The organism is Marinomonas sp. 63XJN7_9_ISO-PGPR-S23-217, assembly GCF_056173515.1.
Genome location: NZ_CM149678.1, coordinates 4,194,806 through 4,214,380, shown reverse-complemented (window position 1 = coordinate 4,214,380; position 19,575 = coordinate 4,194,806). Strand labels below are relative to the sequence as shown.

19 protein-coding genes are annotated in these 19,575 nt (G+C 44.8%); 11 read left to right on the top strand and 8 right to left on the bottom strand.

The window, feature by feature from the left end:
- The first annotated feature begins 10 nt into the window (after nt 1–10).
- The 4 genes from thiB to AC0VYI_RS19770 all read left to right on the top strand — a co-directional run bounded on the left by thiB (nt 11) and on the right by AC0VYI_RS19770 (nt 4,350).
- Complete coding sequence (gene thiB, locus AC0VYI_RS19785; protein WP_475445034.1) at nt 11–1,012, top strand: thiamine ABC transporter substrate binding subunit; 1,002 nt, start codon at nt 11–13, stop codon at nt 1,010–1,012.
- On the top strand, nt 1,012–2,616 hold the full coding sequence (gene thiP / locus AC0VYI_RS19780) for a thiamine/thiamine pyrophosphate ABC transporter permease (protein ID WP_199474117.1): 1,605 nt from the start codon (nt 1,012–1,014) through the stop codon (nt 2,614–2,616). The genes thiB and thiP overlap by 1 nt, the downstream gene beginning before the upstream one ends.
- The gene (locus AC0VYI_RS19775) at nt 2,603–3,304 is read left to right on the top strand and encodes a thiamine ABC transporter ATP-binding protein (protein ID WP_475445031.1); all 702 of its coding nucleotides are present in this window, start codon (nt 2,603–2,605) and stop codon (nt 3,302–3,304) included. Before thiP ends, AC0VYI_RS19775 begins: the two co-directional genes overlap by 14 nt.
- A gap of 173 nt (nt 3,305–3,477) precedes the next feature.
- Entirely contained in the window at nt 3,478–4,350 is an 873-nt protein-coding gene (locus AC0VYI_RS19770; RefSeq protein ID WP_475445030.1) for a DMT family transporter, read from the top strand.
- 213 nt (nt 4,351–4,563) lie between these two features.
- On the opposite strand, the gene AC0VYI_RS19765 is transcribed toward AC0VYI_RS19770, so the two are convergent.
- The gene (locus tag AC0VYI_RS19765; RefSeq protein WP_199474135.1) at nt 4,564–5,304 is read right to left on the bottom strand and encodes a MipA/OmpV family protein; all 741 of its coding nucleotides are present in this window, start codon (nt 5,302–5,304) and stop codon (nt 4,564–4,566) included.
- A gap of 267 nt (nt 5,305–5,571) precedes the next feature.
- Between AC0VYI_RS19765 and rpsF the strand changes: the two genes are divergently transcribed.
- The 7 genes from rpsF to dapB all read left to right on the top strand — a co-directional run bounded on the left by rpsF (nt 5,572) and on the right by dapB (nt 11,712).
- Nucleotides 5,572–5,982: a 30S ribosomal protein S6 gene (rpsF, locus tag AC0VYI_RS19760; RefSeq protein ID WP_199474137.1), complete on the top strand. Its 411-nt coding sequence runs from the start codon at nt 5,572–5,574 to the stop codon at nt 5,980–5,982.
- Nucleotides 5,983–6,005: 23 nt separating this feature from the next.
- The gene (rpsR, locus tag AC0VYI_RS19755; RefSeq protein WP_067013623.1) at nt 6,006–6,236 is read left to right on the top strand and encodes a 30S ribosomal protein S18; all 231 of its coding nucleotides are present in this window, start codon (nt 6,006–6,008) and stop codon (nt 6,234–6,236) included.
- Nucleotides 6,237–6,258: 22 nt separating this feature from the next.
- Nucleotides 6,259–7,125 carry a YybS family protein gene (locus AC0VYI_RS19750; protein WP_067013625.1) on the top strand — a complete coding sequence of 289 codons (867 nt, stop codon included), beginning with the start codon at nt 6,259–6,261 and terminating at the stop codon, nt 7,123–7,125.
- Nucleotides 7,126–7,144: 19 nt separating this feature from the next.
- A complete protein-coding gene (gene rplI / locus AC0VYI_RS19745) occupies nt 7,145–7,588 on the top strand; it encodes a 50S ribosomal protein L9 (protein ID WP_199474139.1) in 444 nt (147 codons plus the stop codon).
- Between the two features lie 123 nt (nt 7,589–7,711).
- A complete protein-coding gene (gene dnaB, locus AC0VYI_RS19740; RefSeq protein WP_199474141.1) occupies nt 7,712–9,088 on the top strand; it encodes a replicative DNA helicase in 1,377 nt (458 codons plus the stop codon).
- Nucleotides 9,089–9,178: 90 nt separating this feature from the next.
- Nucleotides 9,179–10,741 (top strand): methyl-accepting chemotaxis protein, encoded by a 1,563-nt coding sequence (locus AC0VYI_RS19735; protein WP_475445026.1) that lies wholly within the window; start codon nt 9,179–9,181, stop codon nt 10,739–10,741.
- 170 nt (nt 10,742–10,911) lie between these two features.
- The gene (dapB, locus tag AC0VYI_RS19730) at nt 10,912–11,712 is read left to right on the top strand and encodes a 4-hydroxy-tetrahydrodipicolinate reductase (protein ID WP_475445025.1); all 801 of its coding nucleotides are present in this window, start codon (nt 10,912–10,914) and stop codon (nt 11,710–11,712) included.
- Between the two features lie 103 nt (nt 11,713–11,815).
- Here the strand turns inward: dapB and AC0VYI_RS19725 are convergent, their stop codons facing one another.
- The 7 genes from AC0VYI_RS19725 to AC0VYI_RS19695 all read right to left on the bottom strand — a co-directional run bounded on the left by AC0VYI_RS19725 (nt 11,816) and on the right by AC0VYI_RS19695 (nt 19,439).
- Nucleotides 11,816–13,021: a quaternary amine ABC transporter ATP-binding protein gene (locus AC0VYI_RS19725; protein ID WP_475445023.1), complete on the bottom strand. Its 1,206-nt coding sequence runs from the start codon at nt 13,019–13,021 to the stop codon at nt 11,816–11,818.
- Nucleotides 13,014–13,910 carry an ABC transporter permease gene (locus tag AC0VYI_RS19720; RefSeq protein ID WP_475445021.1) on the bottom strand — a complete coding sequence of 299 codons (897 nt, stop codon included), beginning with the start codon at nt 13,908–13,910 and terminating at the stop codon, nt 13,014–13,016. Before AC0VYI_RS19720 ends, AC0VYI_RS19725 begins: the two co-directional genes overlap by 8 nt.
- A 63-nt stretch (nt 13,911–13,973) precedes the next feature.
- Nucleotides 13,974–14,978, bottom strand: coding sequence for an ABC transporter substrate-binding protein (locus AC0VYI_RS19715; protein ID WP_199474148.1), 1,005 nt, complete (start codon nt 14,976–14,978; stop codon nt 13,974–13,976).
- A 292-nt stretch (nt 14,979–15,270) separates the two neighbouring features.
- Nucleotides 15,271–15,750, bottom strand: coding sequence for a MarR family winged helix-turn-helix transcriptional regulator (locus AC0VYI_RS19710; protein WP_199474151.1), 480 nt, complete (start codon nt 15,748–15,750; stop codon nt 15,271–15,273).
- Nucleotides 15,751–15,975: 225 nt separating this feature from the next.
- Nucleotides 15,976–17,379: a deoxyribodipyrimidine photo-lyase gene (gene phrB, locus AC0VYI_RS19705; protein WP_475445019.1), complete on the bottom strand. Its 1,404-nt coding sequence runs from the start codon at nt 17,377–17,379 to the stop codon at nt 15,976–15,978.
- A gap of 27 nt (nt 17,380–17,406) precedes the next feature.
- Complete coding sequence (locus AC0VYI_RS19700; RefSeq protein WP_475445017.1) at nt 17,407–18,405, bottom strand: YbgA family protein; 999 nt, start codon at nt 18,403–18,405, stop codon at nt 17,407–17,409.
- Nucleotides 18,402–19,439 carry an NAD(P)/FAD-dependent oxidoreductase gene (locus tag AC0VYI_RS19695; protein ID WP_475445016.1) on the bottom strand — a complete coding sequence of 346 codons (1,038 nt, stop codon included), beginning with the start codon at nt 19,437–19,439 and terminating at the stop codon, nt 18,402–18,404. The genes AC0VYI_RS19700 and AC0VYI_RS19695 overlap by 4 nt, the downstream gene beginning before the upstream one ends.
- Nucleotides 19,440–19,575: the final 136 nt, after the last annotated feature.

Here is a 19,575-nt window from a genome sequence, read left to right as displayed (position 1 = left end):
AGCGACACTTATGAATAAATCTTTTGTCTTAGCCTCTTTGGTAGCTGGGGCGCTATCATCTTTATCTGCCAGTGCGACGGCACAAACCTTAAATGTCTACACTTATGATTCTTTTGCGTCAAAGTGGGGGCCAGGACCTGCGGTAAAGGCCAATTTTGAAAAAGAGTGCGGCTGTACCCTGAATTTTGTTTCTGTTGATTCCTCCGTTGGAATTCTATCGCGTGTGCAGTTGGAAGGGTCAAGTTCCAATGCTGATGTAGTGCTAGGGCTGGATTTAAACCTGATGCATAAAGCGGAAAAAACGGGGTTGTTAGCCAAGTCGGGGGTGGATACCAGCAAAGTCACCTTACCCGGCGGTTGGCATGATCCTGTTTTTGTGCCATTTGATCATGGCTATTTTGCTTTTGTTTATAACGCTGACAAGCTTAAGACGCCACCGACAAGTTTAAAAGACATCGTTGATAATCAACACTTACGGGTGATTTATGAAGACCCTAGAACCAGTACTCCAGGGTTGGGGCTATTGTTGTGGATGAAATCTGTTTATGGAGATAAAGCCGCTGAGGCGTGGGCGACCTTGGCAAAACATACGGTCACGGTTAGTAAAAACTGGTCAGACGCTTACAGCTTGTTCTTAAAGGGAGAAGGGGATGTGGTGTTGAGCTATACCACTTCTCCTGCCTACCACATTATGGAAGAGGGGGTGACCAAATATAAAGCTGCTCCGGCCAGTGAAGGTTACTATCCTCAGGTGGAAGTCGCGGCGATGATGAAACATGCGCCGCACCCCAAACTGGCTAAAGAGTTTATGGCATTTATACTGACTCCTGGCTTTCAGTCGACTGTGGCGACGGGAAACTGGATGCTGCCAGTGATCAAGTTGCCCGAAGGGCTGCCTAAAGCTTTTGCGAGCAGACAACGACCTACTAAGGTGCTAACGCTGCCTGCGGCTGAGGTGGCCAGCTACCGTGCCCAGTGGACCAACGAATGGCTTGAGGCGACGACTCGCTAATGCCAGGAAAGGGTTATCATCTCGCTACTTGGTTTCGGCTAACGCCTGCATTGCTTGGCTTGTTGGTATTTGTGTTGGTGGGAGCGGCCAGTCTGGCAGCTCTTTTGCGTTTTAGTCAGTTCGAGTCTTGGTCTGGTTATTTACACAATATCTATCTTTGGCGTGTGGTTCGCTTTTCTCTTTGGCAAGCCCTGCTGAGTAGTGTACTGAGCTTATTGATTGCGGTGCCCGTTGCTTCCTGTTTAACCCATCGTCAATTTAAGGGGCGTGGGGTACTGTTGCAGCTGTTTGCAGTGTCTATGGTTGTTCCGACCATCGTGGCGATCTTGGGAATCGTGGTGGTTTATGGGCACTCAGGTTGGTTGCATGCCTTGTTTGGTGTTGAGACACCGCTTTATGGATTGCTTGGGATTTTATTGGCCCATGTATTTTTTAATATGCCATTGGCCGTTCGCTTGCTATTGCAAAGTTATGGTTTGGTACCGTCTGGTCAATGGCGTTTAGCGTCTCAGCTTGGGTTCTCTCGCTGGACAGCGTTTCGCTTAATCGAGTGGAGCTATATTAAAAAAGCCTTGCCGGGTGCATTTGTCTTGATTTTCATGCTGTGCTTTTCGAGTTTTTCGGTGGTGTTAAGTTTAGGGGGCGGCCCGAAATCAAGCACATTAGAAGTGGCTATTTATCAGGCACTAAGGTTCGATTTTGATCTTAATAAGGCGAGTTTTTTGTCTTTGTTGCAGGTGAGTATTTGTAGTCTCGTTGCCTTAATGGTGTATCGGTTTGCCCCGGCAAATCAGCAAGATGTTAGTTTACTGGATGCTCGCCTATACCCTTTAAAAGACAGTATTTTGGCTCTGTTTGGGGATTGTCTGGCCATGGCGCTAGCGGTCTTTTTAGTGATTCCCCCTTTTTTGGCGATTTTTGATCCCATTTTCTCGGTAACGTTTTATCAGACTCTTATGGCGGATGCGACGTGGCAGGCCGTATGGGTGTCGCTGAAAATTGCTATTCCAGCCGCTCTGTTAAGTTTGTTTTTAGGCGGCTGTTTTGGTGTGTTGGCGCGCATGACTATGGATCGAGGGCGGCTGGCTTTTTTATCCAGTAAAATCGAACAGTTAGGCAGCATGATTCTTATGGTGCCAGGGTTAGTATTGGCAACAGGGCTGTTTTTATGGTTGCGAAGCATTGGTTTAAGCTCCCTATCTGGATATTGGGTAGTGGTTTGGGTCAATGCTGTGATGGCTTTGCCCTTTGTATTGCGTGCTTTGATGCCGGTGTTATATCAGCAAGAAAAACGCTTTCGTAACCTGTATACAAGTTTGGGCATTCATGGGGCGAACCGGCTAGTGATTGAGTGGCCGCTGATTCGGAAAAGTGTTTCTCAGGCATTTGGTTATGCCGTATTGCTTTCCCTCGGGGATATGGGGGTGATTGCGTTATTTGGTAGCCAAGGCTTGGTGTCTTTGCCTTTGTATCTCTTTCAATTGATCGGCTCCTATCGACTACAAGAGGGCTCTTGCATCGCGGTTATTTTGATTTGTCTGTGTTTGCTGCTTTTTTATCTATCAGTGCGTTTTATTGGCGGGAAAACACATGTTAAGTATTGATTTATATTATGACTGGGACGCGTTCCATGCTCATTACCAAACGTCTTTAGCGCCGGGTATGACGACATTGTTGGGTGCCAGTGGAGAAGGGAAAAGTACCTTGTTGCATTTGCTGGGTGGTTTTCTGCAAGGTCGTGGTAGTGTGTCTTTTCAGGGGCAGGCTTTAGAGCATTTATTGCCTTATGAGCGTCCTATTTCGACCTTGTTTCAAAGTGATAACTTGTTTCCTCAACTGACGGTTTGGCAGAATGTGGCCGTGGGGATCGCCCCTTCGTTGTCATTGCAGGCTGAACAAAAGGCTAAGGTCAGTTGGGCGCTCAAGCAAACACAATTATCGGATAAAGCGGATCAATACCCACAAGCTTTGTCTGGTGGACAGGCGCAGCGTGTTGCCATTGCCCGAGTTCTGGTGAGAGAAAAACCTATTTTATTATTGGATGAGCCGTTTAGCGCTCTCGACCCAGCATTGCGAGAGGAAATGTTAGCCTTGGTGAACGATGTGACTGAGCGTTTCGGCATGACGACGTTGCTTGTGTCTCACATGCCCAGCGAGGCGGTTTTTGTTGGTGGAAAGGTGATGTTGATTGAAAAGGGCAAAATTATGGCAAATGAAGAGGCGTCAGTCTTGTCCGGCGGTCAGATTCCCGAGGCGTTTTCGCATTACTTAAGGATGACCATAGCTTCCTAATACGGCTTATTCTACTGGATAAAGTCAGAGTCGGGTTGTCTCGAGGTGATGCTATTTGCTTGTTTTGATTAAAAATGCTTTTGCCTTCACTTGTCTCGTGACATGTTGCAGCAGTCTCAGTATATTTGAGAGGACTTGGGTGACTTAATACTTAGTAGATGGAGAATGCAATCGTGGCTGGCTTAGCGAATGAGGCGGACTTACTCAAAAAAGGGATTATTGCCACCGTTGTGTATGCCTTCATCATGTCTATTATGGGGGTGGCTGCAAAACAGGTTCAGCAAACGATCCCGGTGCCTGTTTTGGTATTTTGGCAGAGTGTATTTTGTATTATTGTGCTTTACCCTCAGCTTTATGGACATTGGCAACGTCGTTCAAAAGAGGTTTGGAAAATTCATTTTCTGCGCAGTGTCGGGGGCTTTTCTGGTTTTCTATTTTACTATTTGGCTCTGAATCATATTCCTCTTGTTGAAGCCACCTTACTGCGTTATTGCGCGCCACTGTGTGTGCCTTTTGTGGTGTTGGTGATGCATAGAATTACCATACCTAAAGCGCGCTGGTTACCGTTAATCATTGGTTTTATTGGAGTGTCTTTGGTCATTCAGCCTAGTATTGACCATATTGATCCTTGGCAAATTGTTGGGTTGTTATCGGCGGTAGGATTGGCATTTTCTATGGTAACGACACGAATGCTCTCCCACCAGGTGAGTGGCCAAGAAACTATGATCGTTTACTTTATCATCTCAGCGTTATTATCGCTTTTGTTGGTGCTGGTGCGTGGTGATTCCCTGGTTTTACCAATGTCGACTTGGCCTTTGGTATTGACGGTTTGTGTAACTCTGTATTTGGGTATGTATTTGTATACCAAAGCCTATTCCTTTGCCCCAGCCAGTATTGTTTCTCCTGTTAGTTATGTCGGAGTGATTTTTAGTGGTCTTTGGGGGTGGGCAATTTGGGGGCATGTGCCTAATGCACTTGCGGTGCTGGGTATTGTCTTTATTTTTTTCAGTGTACTGATCAGTGCACGCATGGTTCGACGACGATAACGCTATATTTGTTAGGCTTTGGCTGCCTTTTGCTTGCTAGGGTTTAAAAGTGTGGCGATGCTAATTTCGGTAAAAATGAATAGCATGCCAACATAATGGAAGATATGAAGCGTTTTATTTAAGATCAATACTGATAGGCCGATCTCTCATGGGTTCCCAAGCCACATAACATCATGGCTTGGGAATATTAGATATTCGAAAACCTATGCTCGCTTAAAAGTGGTAAATAATCCCAGTAGAAAGAGAATAGCTATAATCTTTCGTCACCATTGGGCTGTCTAACACTCTTTTGTAGTCCGAATGACTGACCCCTACAAATAAGTTTAAAGAAGCATTGACACTGTAGTCACCACGCACGGCAATGGTCATTTTGTGTGTACTGGTTGAGTCGTATTCTGGGATGACACCACCTGTTCTGATGGATTCTGCTTGGCTAACACCGTACAAGTGGTTGCTCATCTTTTTATCCAAATATTTATAGGTAATCGATGGGGTAATTCTCCAAGCTGAGACATTGACAGGGTAGGCCGCGCCTACTAGTCCATAGTAACCATCATGCCGATTGCTAATATCGGTCACAAGTTTAGCAAACAAAAAATTGTATTTGAGGCGTATCCCCGCCATCGCAGCGGCCTTGCGTCGATCCAACAGTTGCATTTGTTTATTATTAGAGTCCTTAGGATCAAAACTATCCATGTTGTATTCGACAATAGCCGATATGTTTTGACGGGAGTCATTCGGTAAAAGGCTGTAGCCCACTTCAGTGCCTTTTAAGTAGCCGCGTTCGCTGACAATGGAAACAAAAGGAAACGCAGCATTTTGAGGGGGGGTGTCTTTATAGACAGAAGAGGTACGAGTGCCTACTACACCAAATGAAAAGTCGGCACCAAGTGCGTTACTGCTTAAGACCATAAGCGTCACTATGGCGGTTAGAGGAGGAAGAGAACGCAACATGGGTGTAAATCCTTTCATAACAATGAATCAACGACAAATTAAGTAAAGAAATTGTATGCTATGAGTATTATGGTGTTTTGTAAATAAATTAAGAGCATGTTGTCTTTCTTATAGAGAAGGTGGGAAATTTATCCATCAAAGCATTAGTAAAACGTTTATTTATTGTGCGATCTGCTATATACTTCGCGTCCCTGTAAATCAATACTCCTTGTCTCACAGCTTTATAACAGGGGAAGTGTGGAGACTAAGAACCCATAAGGAGCTTAAATGCGTCATTATGAAATCGTCTTTCTGGTTCACCCAGATCAAAGCGAACAAGTACCAGCAATGGTTGAGCGTTATACTAATCTAATCACAGAAGATGGTGGTCAAGTTCATCGTCTAGAAGATTGGGGCCGTCGCCAACTAGCTTACCCAATCAACAAAATTCACAAAGCACATTACGTTCTTATGAACGTTGAGTGTTCTGATAGTGTTTTGAACGAACTAAACGACACTTTCCGCTACAACGATGCGATTATCCGTAATTTGGTTATTCGTCGTAAAGAAGCGGTAACTGACGTTTCTCCAATCAAAGCTTCTGAAAGTCGTGAAGATCGTCGTTCTGCTCCTCAACGTGAAGAGCGTAACCAGTCTGAACATACTGAAGAAACGTCTTCTGAAGAATCAGAAGATTAATTTATTTGAACTAGGAGATACTCATGGCTCGTTTTTTCCGTCGTCGTAAGTTCTGCCGTTTCACAGCAGAAGGCGTTAAAGAGATCGATTACAAAGATTTAGAAACACTAAAAGGTTACATCACTGAAACTGGTAAAATCGTACCTAGCCGTATTACTGGCACTAAGGCACGTTACCAGCGTCAGCTAGCGACTGCGATCAAACGCGCTCGCTACATTGCTTTACTTCCTTACACTGATAGCCACTTTAATTAATTGGCAGGGCTGAAGTAACAGAATGAGTGGTTTAGCAAAATGGGTTATGCAACGTCCTCGTAATGCCATTATTGGTGTGATGGCGTTTAGTATAATTCCTCTCTTATTCTGGATAGCTGCCGCCATTGTTGGGTTGGTAGTGCTTCGCCGCGGTGTAAAAGAAGGAATACCTGTATTAGCCTGGGGCTGTCTTCCTATACTCGTGTTGACAGTCATCCAAGGTGATGCAAGTGCGATAATGGTATTGATTGACGTGACGGTGTTGGCCTATTTACTTAGATCAACGACGTCGTGGAGTTGGGTGTTATTGGTCAGCAGTTTTCTTGCTGTCATTAGTGCCATGCTGTTACCACTCATTATGCATGATATGTTGACGCTTGTTACTAACATGATTCAACAAGTCTTGGTGAAAGAGAAAGTAGCGGCTTTACCTGATAAAAGCGTTATTTACCATCAGGCGGTGATGGCATTGTCTATTGTCCAAGTGATGGCTGCAGTTGGCTCGTTATTTTTAGCGAGAAAATGGCAGGCGGGGCTCTATAATCCTGGTGGATTACGTAAAGAATTCCATGAACTAAGGTTGCCAATAGCATTTAGTTTGATTTTGGGGGCAATGGTGTTACTAGGCGAAGGTCTAGGTGGCCAGTACCTTATTTTATCTCAAGCAGCTATTCCAGCGTTGGTGTTATCGGGTCTTGCATTAGTGCACGGTGTTCTAGCAAAAAAAAGAATTGGGGTTGTTGGACTGATTGCGTTTTATCTAGTTGGTATCGTTTTTTTGCATATGTTATTTGTGAATATTTTGATTACGCTGAGCGTGATTGATAGCTTCGTTGACATACGAAAACGCATCCGGGATACGTCATCCAACTCAAGTGATAGCGAATGATTAATTAGAGGTGATCGAGATGGAAGTTATTCTACTCGACAAAGTAAACAAGCTAGGTGGTATTGGTGACGTTGCTGTCGTTAAACCAGGCTACGCTCGTAACTTTTTGATTCCAAACAAAAAAGCTGTGATGGCAACAAAAGCTAACTTAGCTTCTTTTGAAGAGCGTCGTGCAGAGCTTGAAGCTCAAGCGGCTGAGCGTAAAGCAGCAGCTGAAACACGTGCTCAAACACTTGAAGGCAAAACTTTCAAAATCGAAGCAAATGCTGGTGATGAAGGTAAGCTTTTTGGTTCTATCGGTACACGTGATATCGCTGAAGCTATTTCTAAAGAAGTGGCTGTAGAGAAGGCAGAAATTCGTCTTCCAGAAGGTGCGATCCGTCATACTGGCTCTTTCGAAATCGACGTTCAAGTACACCCAGAAGTGCTTGTAACCGTGACTTTGGAAGTAGTTGCTCAGTAATTCGTTTTAACGAATATCTGACACTGAAAAAGGGTATCTTGTTTAATGCAAGATGCCCTTTTTTTATGGTCATGGTAAGCTTGTTTCCCTGTCATTTTTCCATTTTTCCTTGGGTGTTTTTACGTGCAATTAAACGATTCTGAAGTCGCTTCTATCAAGTTACCACCATATTCTATCGAAGCAGAACGTTCTGTTATCGGTGGTCTAATGCTGGATCCACAAGCGTGGGAAAAAGTCTCTGAGTTGGTTATAGCAGACGATTTTTATCGTCCCGAACACAAGCTTATTTTTTCTGTCATTGCTCGTTTGGTGGATGACAGTGAGCCCGTTGATGTTGTCACTATTGGGGAGCGTCTTGATAAACGAGGTGATTTAGAGTCCATTGGCGGCATGGCTTATCTTATCGAAGTGGCTGAGGCGACACCAAGTGCCTCTAACATCGCCTCTTATGCAGATATTGTGCGTGAACGCTCGATTCTACGACGTTTGATTATGACCACCAGTGATATTTCTGCTCGTGCTTTTCATCCCGAAGGGATGACGGCGGCAGAAGTATTAGATGAAGCGGAACGGAAAATCTTCCAAATCGCTGAAGGAGGAGAGAAAAAAGGTGGGCCTAGAATCGCTTCTGATATTCTAAGTGCCACCGTGGATAAGATTGATGAACTGTATCATCAGGATGGGGCAATTACTGGATTGAGCACTGGTTTTACGGATTTAGATAACATGACAGCAGGCTTGCAACCAGCGGATTTAATTATCGTCGCGGGTCGTCCTTCCATGGGGAAAACGACGTTTGCGATGAATCTGGTTGAAAATGCCACCATGATCAGTGAGAAGCCCGTGATTGTCTTTAGTTTGGAGATGCCTGCGGAAGCACTTATGATGCGTATGTTGTCCTCCCTTGGCCGGATTGACCAAACGCGTATGCGTTCAGGGCAGTTAGTGCAAGAAGACTGGGACAAATTGATGTCAGCGGTGAAAATGCTTAAAGACCGTAAGCTGTTCATTGATGACACTGGGGGCATTAGTCCGACAGAGATGCGCTCTCGTGTGCGTCGTATTGCTCGAGAGCATGGCGGTGTGGCCATGATCATGGTCGATTACCTTCAATTGATGCAAATACCCGGTTTCACAGAAGGTCGAACCAATGAGATCTCTGAAATCTCTCGATCTTTAAAAGCCATTGCTAAAGAAATGGAGTGTCCAATGGTGGCGCTTTCTCAGCTTAACCGTAGCTTGGAGAACCGTCCGAATAAGCGTCCAGTCAACTCGGATTTACGTGAATCCGGAGCCATTGAGCAGGATGCCGATGTGATTTCCTTCGTCTACCGTGATGAGGTGTACCATGAAGATACACCACACAAAGGGATCGCCGAAATTATTATCGGTAAACAGCGTAATGGCCCGATTGGCACCTGCCGACTTGCTTTTGTCGGTAAATACACGCGCTTTGAAGATTTGGCGCCTGATGCCTATCGTGATTTTGATGATGAGTGATATTTTTTAATATCGATATTAATTGATTGATAAAATGCAATTGGACACATAAAGTTACAAGCTCTAATTATTATAAAACGAGATGAATGTATGCGTAAGATGCCTGTTACCAACAAGGAATGTGATTATCCGAGCAACTATGTGCTTGTCTCTAGTACGGATGTGAAGGGGCGAATAACCTTTGTCAATGATGCCTTTTGTGAGGTAGCTGGTTACACTAGGGAAGAGCTCATTGGAGCACCGCATAACCTTATTCGTCATATTGATGTGCCTCCAGCTGTATTTGCCGATATGTGGGCAAATCTAAAGCAGGGCAACAGCTGGATGGGGATCGTAAAAAATCGTTGCAAAAGCGGTGATCACTATTGGGTGAGTGCCCACGTTAGTCCTTTGATAGACAATCAAAAGATTATTGGCTATGAATCCGTCCGTCGTAAGGCGACAAGGGAAGAAATTCATCATGCACAAAGTATTTATGATCGTATCAATGCTGGCAAAGGCCTGTTACCCACTAAGACAAAACTACTTGCTTATTTGACCAACCATACTTGGCCTGTACTGTTTTTCTTTGTGTTACTAGGGATTATCAGTCTGTTAACCAATTCACTTGCACTGCAAATAGCTGGCCCAGTAGTAGCCTTGCTAGGTTTTATACTGTCTTGGGTACAAAGTGAGTCTCTCAATGCTACTGCGTCTGCTTTACCCGTGGAAGCTAATAATCCGATTGGCCAGTATCTTTATACAAAAAGTGTGGGTTTAAAGGCGGCGATTCCCTTCGCTCATATTCATCAACAAGCGGCGGCGGACACATTTCGCTATCGTTTAAAAGAAGGGGCGGCACAATTGCGTAAGCGAGCAGCAGGTGCCAAAGAAAGCGTCACCGGCAATTTGGCAAACTTTAATCAGCAGCGCCACACTTTTCAGAGTATTGTATCGGCCAGTTCACAAGTGCTGGCCAGTGCAAACGATGTGTCTGATCATGTAGGTAAAGCTGTTGAGGCGACTGGGGAAGTAGAAGTGGCTTCCAGAGAAAGCCAATCTCTAGCCAAGGTAACGGGTGACACCATGCGTGAGGTTTATAACGAAATTTTAGCCGCGAAGAAAGTTGTGGAAATCTTGGCATCACAAAGTGATGGTATTAACACAGTGGTCAACTCCATCAGTGATATTGCGGAACAAACGAATTTATTAGCATTGAACGCGGCTATTGAGTCTGCGCGTGCGGGCGAAGCAGGACGTGGTTTTGCCGTTGTGGCGGATGAAGTACGAGCGTTGGCGATTCGTACTCAAGAGGCGACTCAGAATATTCATAAAATGACCGAAACCTTGAAGAGCAACACCGTCGAAGTTACTAAAACCATCGATAAAGGGGCGGCGGTTGCTCATGATGGTGTCGATAAAGTGACGCTTGTAGCGGAAAAGATGAAAGATATTGAGGTGTCGATTAGTCGAATTGTTGAGATGACTTCGCAAATCAATGTCTCTTCAGAAGAGCAGGCGTCAGTTGCTCGTGATTTGAATAATCAAATGCAAGAAGTTGATGGGTTAAGTTTAAGAAGTATTGAAAGCGCGGAAAGCATTGTGACGAATATTGCCCATATTGAAGAAGAAGCTTATGAGCAAGGCAATCTAGCAGAGCGAATGAAAGCCTAACTAGAGGCCTTGTTGGCGATGAAAAAGCCCAAATGCAGATTTACTTGGATGAAGTTAATCAGTATTCGGGCTTTTTTGCTTTCTCGTCGCTATTTGTTGTGGGTTATAGCTGAGTTTTGAGTGCGTATTTGTTATGGTTTATGCAATTGATGGTTAAGGAATAGAGTTGGATGAGAATTGCAGTAATTGGCGCTTCTGGGCGCATGGGTAAAAATCTAATTATCGCGACCAATGAAACCGATGGGGTGTCTTTAGGGGCTGCCATTGTGCGATCAGGTAGTTCTCTTGTGGGAGCGGATGCTGGTGAGATAGCAGGTATCGGTAAGCTTGGTGTTTTGGCTACCGCCTCACTTGCCGATTGTGTGGCGGATTTTGATGTATTGATCGATTTCACTACGCCAGGCCTAACTCTTGAAAATGCGGCGTTTTGTGCAGAACATAATAAAGCAATTGTGGTGGGCACTACCGGTCTAAATAATGCTGAAAAAGCGCAGTTGGCCAGTTATGCAGAAAAAACATCAGTGGTTTTTGCTCCTAATATGAGTATTGGTGTGAATCTAACATTGAAGCTGCTTTCTACCGCTGCGAAGATTCTAGGCGACGATTATGATGTGGAAATCGTTGAAGCGCATCATAGACACAAGGTCGATTCGCCCTCAGGTACGGCTTTGCGTATGGGGGAAGTAGTGGCGGAAGCATTAGGGCGAGACCTGAAAGAATGCGCGGTTTACGGGCGTGAAGGTCAAATTGGCCCCCGTACTCAAAAAGAGATTGGATTTGAGACCATTCGTGCCGGAGATGTGGTAGGCGAACACAGTGTCTGGTTTGCGACCGAAGGTGAGCGCATTGAGATTGTTCATAAAGCCAGTAGCCGTATGACGTTTGCCAAAGGCGCTGTGCGTGCAGCGAATTGGCTAGAAGGCAAAGCTGCAGGTTTGTACGACATGCAGGACGTGCTGAATCTTAAGTAGTAACAAGCTTACTCATAGAAGTGTTAAGCCAAAAAATGGCCGCTTATGCGGCCATTTTTGCGCTTTTGAGATACTGAATGGTTTTAGGAAAGCATTAAGAATGCTAAGGAGACAACACATCGGCTAATTTTTTCGCTTCTATTCGCCCTTTTAATACGCCTTTTTTATTAATTACCGGAATATCGAACGGGGAGGTAAGGGCAATCGGAATCACATCTTGCAATGGTGTGCTTTGGCGTACAGACGTCAGTGGCTGCAATACTTCGTTGAGTGGCGTGCTGTCATCCATATCATCCAGTTTTGTTCTGCTTAATATGCCCTGATAGCCTTCCTCATTGAAAACAAACGCATGATCCTTATCCTTAGGAAAATCACCTCTCACATCACCTACTACTTTGCCTGTTAGTTTTTCAGTACTGGCTGTCATGATGGTTTGTACGCTGAGTGCTCTGGCCCGGTTGACATCTTTTGCAAAGGCTCGAACATACTCATCCGCTGGCTTCAGTACGATATCAACGGGATTGCCGACTTGAACCAGTTTGCCATCTTTCAATACTGCAATTCGATCACCAAGTCGAAGAGCTTCATCGAGGTCATGGGTGATGAAAATGATGGTTTTTTGCAGGTTTTCCTGTAGATCCAAGAGCTGTTCTTGCATTTCACTGCGAATTAACGGATCCAATGCTGAGAAAGCCTCGTCCATGAGCAATATTTCCGCGTCTGTACACAACGCGCGAGCGAGGCCGACACGTTGCTGTTGTCCGCCCGAGAGCTGTGATGGGTACTGTTCTCCGTACCCCGTGAGACCAACCGTATCAAGCCATTGATTGGCCTTTTCTTCCCAGTCTTTCTTGTTTTCACCCTTGATGGATAAGCCATAGCCAACGTTTTCTAGCACAGTTCGGTGTGGCATTAAGCCGAAATGTTGAAAGACCATTGACATTTTGTGACGGCGAAACGTTGTTAAGTCTTTCATGGAAAACTCCATGATGTTATCGCCATCCACCCGAATGAGACCTGCCGTTGGGTCTATCAAGCGATTAAAGTGACGGATAAGGGTTGATTTTCCTGAGCCTGATAGGCCCATAATCACGAAGATCTCACCGCGTTTTATGCTTAGATTAATATCCTGTAAGCCAACGGTGTGACCCGTTTCGGCAAGAACTTCCTCTTTGCTTGCTCCCGCTTTAACTTTAGGGAGAACCTCCTTAGGGGTTTTGCCAAAGATCTGGTAAAGGCCTTCTATTTCAATCAGGGTTGTGCTTTTTTCTAGAGAAGGCTCATTAGTGTGTATGTTGTGTTCAGTCATTGTGAGCGCCCTCTAAATGTTTTTGGGTGCGTTTCGCGTAGCTTTGTGACACCCGGTCAAAGATAATTGCGAGCGCAACAATGGCTAAGCCATTCAAAAGTCCAAGTGTGAAATATTGATTGGTAATGGACCTGAGAACGGGTTGACCAAGTCCATTCACCCCAATCATGGAGGCAATAACAACCATGGCGAGAGCCATCATGATGGTTTGGTTGATTCCCGCCATAATGGTTGGCATGGCAAGGGGGAGTTGCACACCTAGCAATCTTTGAGTTGGTGTGGCCCCAAAGGCGGTGGCCGCTTCAAGGGTTTCTTTCGAGACGAGTCTAATCCCCAGGTTTGTTAAACGAATAACGGGAGGAATGGCATAAATCACCACCGCGATTACACCTGGAATTTTACCTATGCCAAGCAGCATCACCACTGGAATTAAGTAAACAAATGCTGGCATGGTTTGCATGACATCAAGTAGCGGTGTGATGATGGATTGTGCCCGATCAGAACGTGCCATTAAGATGCCAATTGGAATACCCAGTGCGATAGAAATAAGGGTACACACTGTGATAATACTGAGGGTTCGCATCGTGTTTTCCCACATACCAAAGTAGCCAATGAGAAGTAATGAGATAACAACGCCTAAGCTCAATTTCCAAGAACGGGTAGCTGCATAAACTAAGCTGGTGATGGCAATGATGATGATCCACCAAGGGGTCTGAATAAGCAGATTATCAAACCAGATAAGAAATTTTAAAAGAGGATGAAAAGCCGCTTCGATTGCGTCACCGTATTCGCGTGAAAAATGTCGATAAGCGCCATCTAACGTTTGTCGAATGGTGAGTAAGTCTCGACGGCTCATATCAGGAAATTGTGTTAGCCAATTGGAAGACATAATATGGGTCTCTTGACGAAATAAAATAAGAGAGGGCTTTACGAAGCCCTCTAAATACAAGATTTATAGATTGTTAAGTGCTTTATCGAGCTTAGCCGCCACTTTTTTACTAACCCATTTCGACCAAATATCTTTATGTTTTAGCATGAACTCTTCTGCAGCGTATTGGCCGTCAGCTTGGTTGTCTTCCATCCAGGCTAATAAGCTGTTCATTTGCTTGTTGGTGTATGAACGATGCTGTAAATACGCAAAGGCTTCAGGGGATCTTTTCTCGAATTTAGCCGTTGTCAACGTATAAACAGGGGAAGGTGGGTACATGGTGGGTTTTGGATCTAAGCAGTTTGCCTGCGTGATACAGCTTGTAAACTCTTTTTTATTGACGCCAGTACCAAAATCTACCTTCACCATTTGATATTTTCCTAAAATGGCTGTTGGTGCCCAGTAGTAGCCAAACCATGGCGCTTTTTTCTCATAAGCATGTGCTAAGGTGCCTGCTAAGCCTGCTCCAGAACCTGGGTTGACGAGAACAAACCCAGCTTTTTTTAGATGTAATGCATTAAAAAGGTTCTGTGCTGATATTTGGCAGTTCCAACCAGGAGGGCAGCCGTAAAATGCAGAGACTGAGCTATCTTGAGGATTTGGGAAATCTTTCGCGTGTTTAATGACTCCTTGGATGGTGGCGAGTGATGGATCCTTGTCGACCATATATTTAGGCACCCAAAACCCTTCTTCGCCACCGTCAGAGAGGGATTTCGCCGCAATTTTAAGGCGGCCTTCTTTAACGCCGCGATCAATGGCATCTTTCATGGAGTTTGTCCACATTTCTGGCGCTATGTCTGGTTCTCCTTTTTCTATCATGGAAGTGCCCGTTGGCATGGTATCACCAGGAACGAGTTCAGCATGGCAGCCATAACCATGATTCAGGATGAACTTGTCTACATTCGCCATTAATGTCGCTGAGTTCCAGTTCATGTTTGCGATAGTGACGTTTCCGCATTGGCTATTTGCTGCGAAAACAGAGGTGGTTGCAAGGGTCATTAACCCCGCAAGGAGTGCTTTTTTATACATAATAATTTCCTTTTGAATGTGATGTGGCATTTTTATTATATTAATTAAGTTTACATATCTAAGTATTTATAGCAAATTTTTGTCAGATTTATCAAAAATTAAGGATTTATTATCGGTTCGATATCGTGAAAACTGTCGTAATAGACGTTTGAGATAGGCGCTCAGAGAGGCCAGAATAGTGGTGTTAGTGTGAAGTTAGGGTGACCTGGGAAGCTCGTCTATTGACAAAAAAACTCGACTATATTGCACAGTCGAGTTTTTATAAGATTTGTGATCTAAGGATGTGCGTGCGTTATTGATTGGGAGAATTAATATCCAGAAGAGGTGCAGCATCAATGTGTTCTGCGTCCATCATGATGGCAATACGCTGTAAAGAGGAGAGAACTTGAGTTTGCTCCCAGCCTTGTAGACTTTCAAACTCACTAATGAACTTTTCATGTAGCAGAGGGGGAGCAGAGTGCAGTAAAGTGCGACCTTGATCGGTTAGTCTAGCGTTTACAATACGTTTGTCTTTTTGTGCTCTAACACGCTCAACCAGTTTGCGATCTTCTAACCGATTTAAAATGGTGGTTACTGTGGCTTGGCTCAATGAGACGCTGTCGGATATTTTGCGAACGGTAACATCGCCCAAGCTCTCAATAGAGCGTAGCACCATTATTTGAGGGATCGTTAACCCACAAGCTTTTACGACTCGTTTCGACTGTAAGTCAGTCGCACGAATGATACGGCGTAAATGAACAAGGACATCATGTAAATGTTGTGATTCAGGCATATTGCTAGAGCGACTCATAAAAAAGGTGACAGATAATCGCCAATGTTGGCAAGTTAGAATCCTATATTATATGTGAGAAAATACACATCAAATAGACTCAATTATAAAATATTATAGCTCTAATTATAGTGCTAAACCAATCATTACGAAAGTTTTATTGCAAAAGAGCCTCTTGGTGTTTAGACCCGAAAAGCCGCAGGGCCGTTTTTAAGAGTATTTAACGGCTTAGGATGAATAATTTTTTAATCGATCGAACGCTTCGATGGCTGCTTTTCGAGCGGCTTGATAATCTACAATCGGGCTCGGGTAACCCAGTGCTTTTCGTTGCTCAGTTGACGGATTATGAATCGATTTGTTATCCAAGCTTTTTAGCTCAGGAACAAAACGGCGAATAAACTCACCGTTTGTATCGTAGCGTTCCGACTGTCTTGTGGGATTGAAAACACGAAAATATGGCGCCGCATCGCACCCCGTTGAGGCACTCCATTGCCAGCCACCGTTGTTAGCCGCAAATTCGCCGTCAATGAGTTGACTCATAAAGTACTGCTCTCCTCTTCGCCAGTCTGCAAATAATAATTTGCTGAAGAAGCTTGCCGTAATCATCCGTAAGCGATTATGCATCCAACCTGTTTTATTCAGCTGTCTCATGGCCGCATCGACGATAGGAAATCCCGTTTGGCCTTTTTGCCAAGCGAGCTGCTCCGCTTTATTATCGCGCCACACAATGTGGTCTGTCTCGGGTTTAAAGGGGTGGTGTTTTGATAGCGTAGGAAAGTGTCCCATAAGTTGACGGTAAAAGTCTCGCCAAGCCAATTCTTTTAACCAAACACTGTCTTGCCATGGTCGGCCTTGCTCATTGCAAACATAGGTTATGGCATACACACATTCCCTTGGCCCCAGCGCGCCAAGGGCTAGGTAAGGGGATAAAGTACTGGTGCCCGGCGCCATGGGAAAGTCACGTTGTTCGTCATACTGGCCTTCTTTACGGTGACAAAATTGCCAAAGTGTCTGGCTGGCTTTGTCTTGATCTGGCCTCCAAAGGTCGTCTCGAAATGGCCGCTGCCACGCCATGGTCAGGGGCTGCTCGTCAAGTGCATCTGCTTGTTGTTTGGGGGCGAGTAGAGGCTCAATAGATTGCTCATTAAGCATGGTGAGCCAGCGTTTATAAAATGGTGTAAAAACTTTAAACGGTGTGCCTTGCTGACTTAGTACAGGACGGGAAACAATCAAGTCCGGTTTTTGTGGATGGACTTCAATATGAATGCCTTGGAGTGCTTGATTCACCGCCTGATCTCTCTGTCTTTCATCGATCGGCAAATCTTGGTTGTACCAGACATGCTTTATGGCGTTGTCCTGACAATATTGGCGCAGAATATCAGGTACTTGCTCAAAATACTCTCCTTCAATGAGATCTGCTGGAATACCTAGGCTAGCCAGTTTGCTAAACAAGCAGCGAATCAGTCCTGCTCTCAGTCCTATTTTTGCCTCGGATTCATGGTGCTTTTGCCATTGTTTTGGTGTGGCAATCACAAGCACCCGAATGGGGCCTTTTAGGGAGGCAAAATATAGGGCTGGATTGTCTTGCCAACGTAGATCGTTCCGGATCCAGACGAGTTGTTCTATGACCATAATGGCCTCCTACTATTCTACGACTAACTAGATGGTATTGCGGATGCCAAGCGCACTTGGGTAGGGGGCAAAATAACGTTGCTCTTGCACATATTGACTGCCATGATGTTTCAAGTAGTGGTGCAACAGGGCGACGGGCGTGGCGAGGTTTACCTCTTCGCGCCGATATTGTTCAACTACGTTTAATATGTCTTGACGAATCGAGGAATCAACAGAGCGTTTTAGATAGCCAATAAGGTGCATTAACACGTTACAGTGGTTTTTCCGTTTAGCAGTCTGTGACAGAGCCGTCATAAAAACTTCAAAGTACGCGGCTTTTAGCTCATCTAGCGTTCTGGGGTCATTGCCAGAGAGCATTTTGCCCAATTGTTTATAGGCAGATTGTGAATGGGCCATGATCAAATATTTGTAGCGGCTATGAAAAGCAATCAGGGCTTTCATGCTTGGTTTGGCGTTCACGCAGTGGCGAAATTCATGGTGAGCAAACACTCGTGTTAAAAAGTTTTCACGTAGCATAGGGTCGTTGAGTCGACCGTCTTCTTCAACGGGTAATAGTGGATAACGAGCTTTTAGGGCGCGGGTGAATAATCCTGCTGTGCGCTGCATATGAGGGTGACCATTTTCTTGATAGACCTTGATACGCTCTAGCCCACAGCTTGGGGAATTTTTCATCAAAATATAGCCATCCAGGTGACTTAGCTGCTCAATATAGGGTTGGCTGGCGGCCATGAATACATCGGAAACATCACCTCCTTTTTGATTGGAATAGGTCATTCTTGGGGCCTCTGGGTTTCCTTCAAGACGCAGTGTTGGCCGTGGTGTTCCAAAACCTGCGGCAACTTCTGGGCAGAACTTTTGATAATCAAAATAGTCGCTCAGATGTTGATCGCAATAAGTGGATCGGCTATGTCCGCCATTAAAGCGAACATTGTCACCAAGCAAACAAGCACTGATTCCAACTGGAATTCGGTGATTTAAGTGATCAGCATGAAATTGCTTTTGTGGAAGCTGTTCAATGGTTGTCATCTTGTTATCCTCATCTGATTGAGATAGTCACATAAACCCAAAGCACTTATCAGGGCTCCTTCAGCATCGCCTTGACAGAGCCAATCACCCGCCAGGCCGATGTTTTTTGGGGAGTGCCACATAAACGGCTGTTGATGTTTATAGACGTCGGTTCGCGCCAGCAGCCAGCGATGGGGCTCGCTTGTTTTTTTCGGTATGAGTTGGGTCTCATGAAAAAATGCTTGGATGAGTAAGGTGGCAATGGTGTTTTTATCCTCGTCCAAGTAGTGTTGTGTCCACTCAGGGGAAGCTTGTATAACCCATCTTTCTGAGCCGTTATGTCCTTGTCTTCTATTGGGTTTGGCACTGTCTTTGACAAGTCGCTGCAATGTCGATGATTTAGGTATGAGAATCGGTGGTAGCGTTGACGGTTCTGTGTCTAGGCACATGGCCCATTGAGGCTGGGTCGTTTGGGCCACCTGATGGGCGCATGCGATTAGCTCATCAATCTGCTGAGTTGTTGATAATAGTGTCACCGCCTGAGACGCTGGTATAGTAACAATAAGGCATTTAGCTTGAGCAATGGCCTGATGTTGTTCATCATAAAGTCGCCAGATATCTGTTGTCGCTAGACTGCCTTGCTCAACGTAATCGATTTGTTCAAGAGAATTGATGCGTGTATTAGTGATTAAGTCACTGTTAGTTAACCAATGGCGAGTAATGGCGCTCATTTTAGGAATGCCAACATACGCCTGTGCATCGGGCCAGTAGGCGGCAATACCTTGTTCAACTAATGACGCAAAAAGCGGCTTAGTGTCTTTGTGGTGAATTGAAATAAATGGCGTGCCAAGCTCACAGCTTGTGTTTTGGTCGAGATGTTTGCTACTGGCACGGCCACCAGAGCCGCGACTCTTTTCGATAACACAGACAGACCATCCCATACGCGAGAGTTGTTGAGCGCATAAACTGCCGGAAAGACCTGCCCCGATAATCGCAACGTCATAGTATGATGGCGAGTTGTATAGGGTGTCCTTGGGTATTTTTTGCTCTCTCATGATGTCACCTTGATCTGTATTGTCTGTTTGTAAGACTTGTACGATAAAATTGCTTGTACAAGTTATTATTTATACAATATAGATGCTTGTACAAGAAATGCAATATATCTTGTACAAAAAAAAATTTGTATAGTTT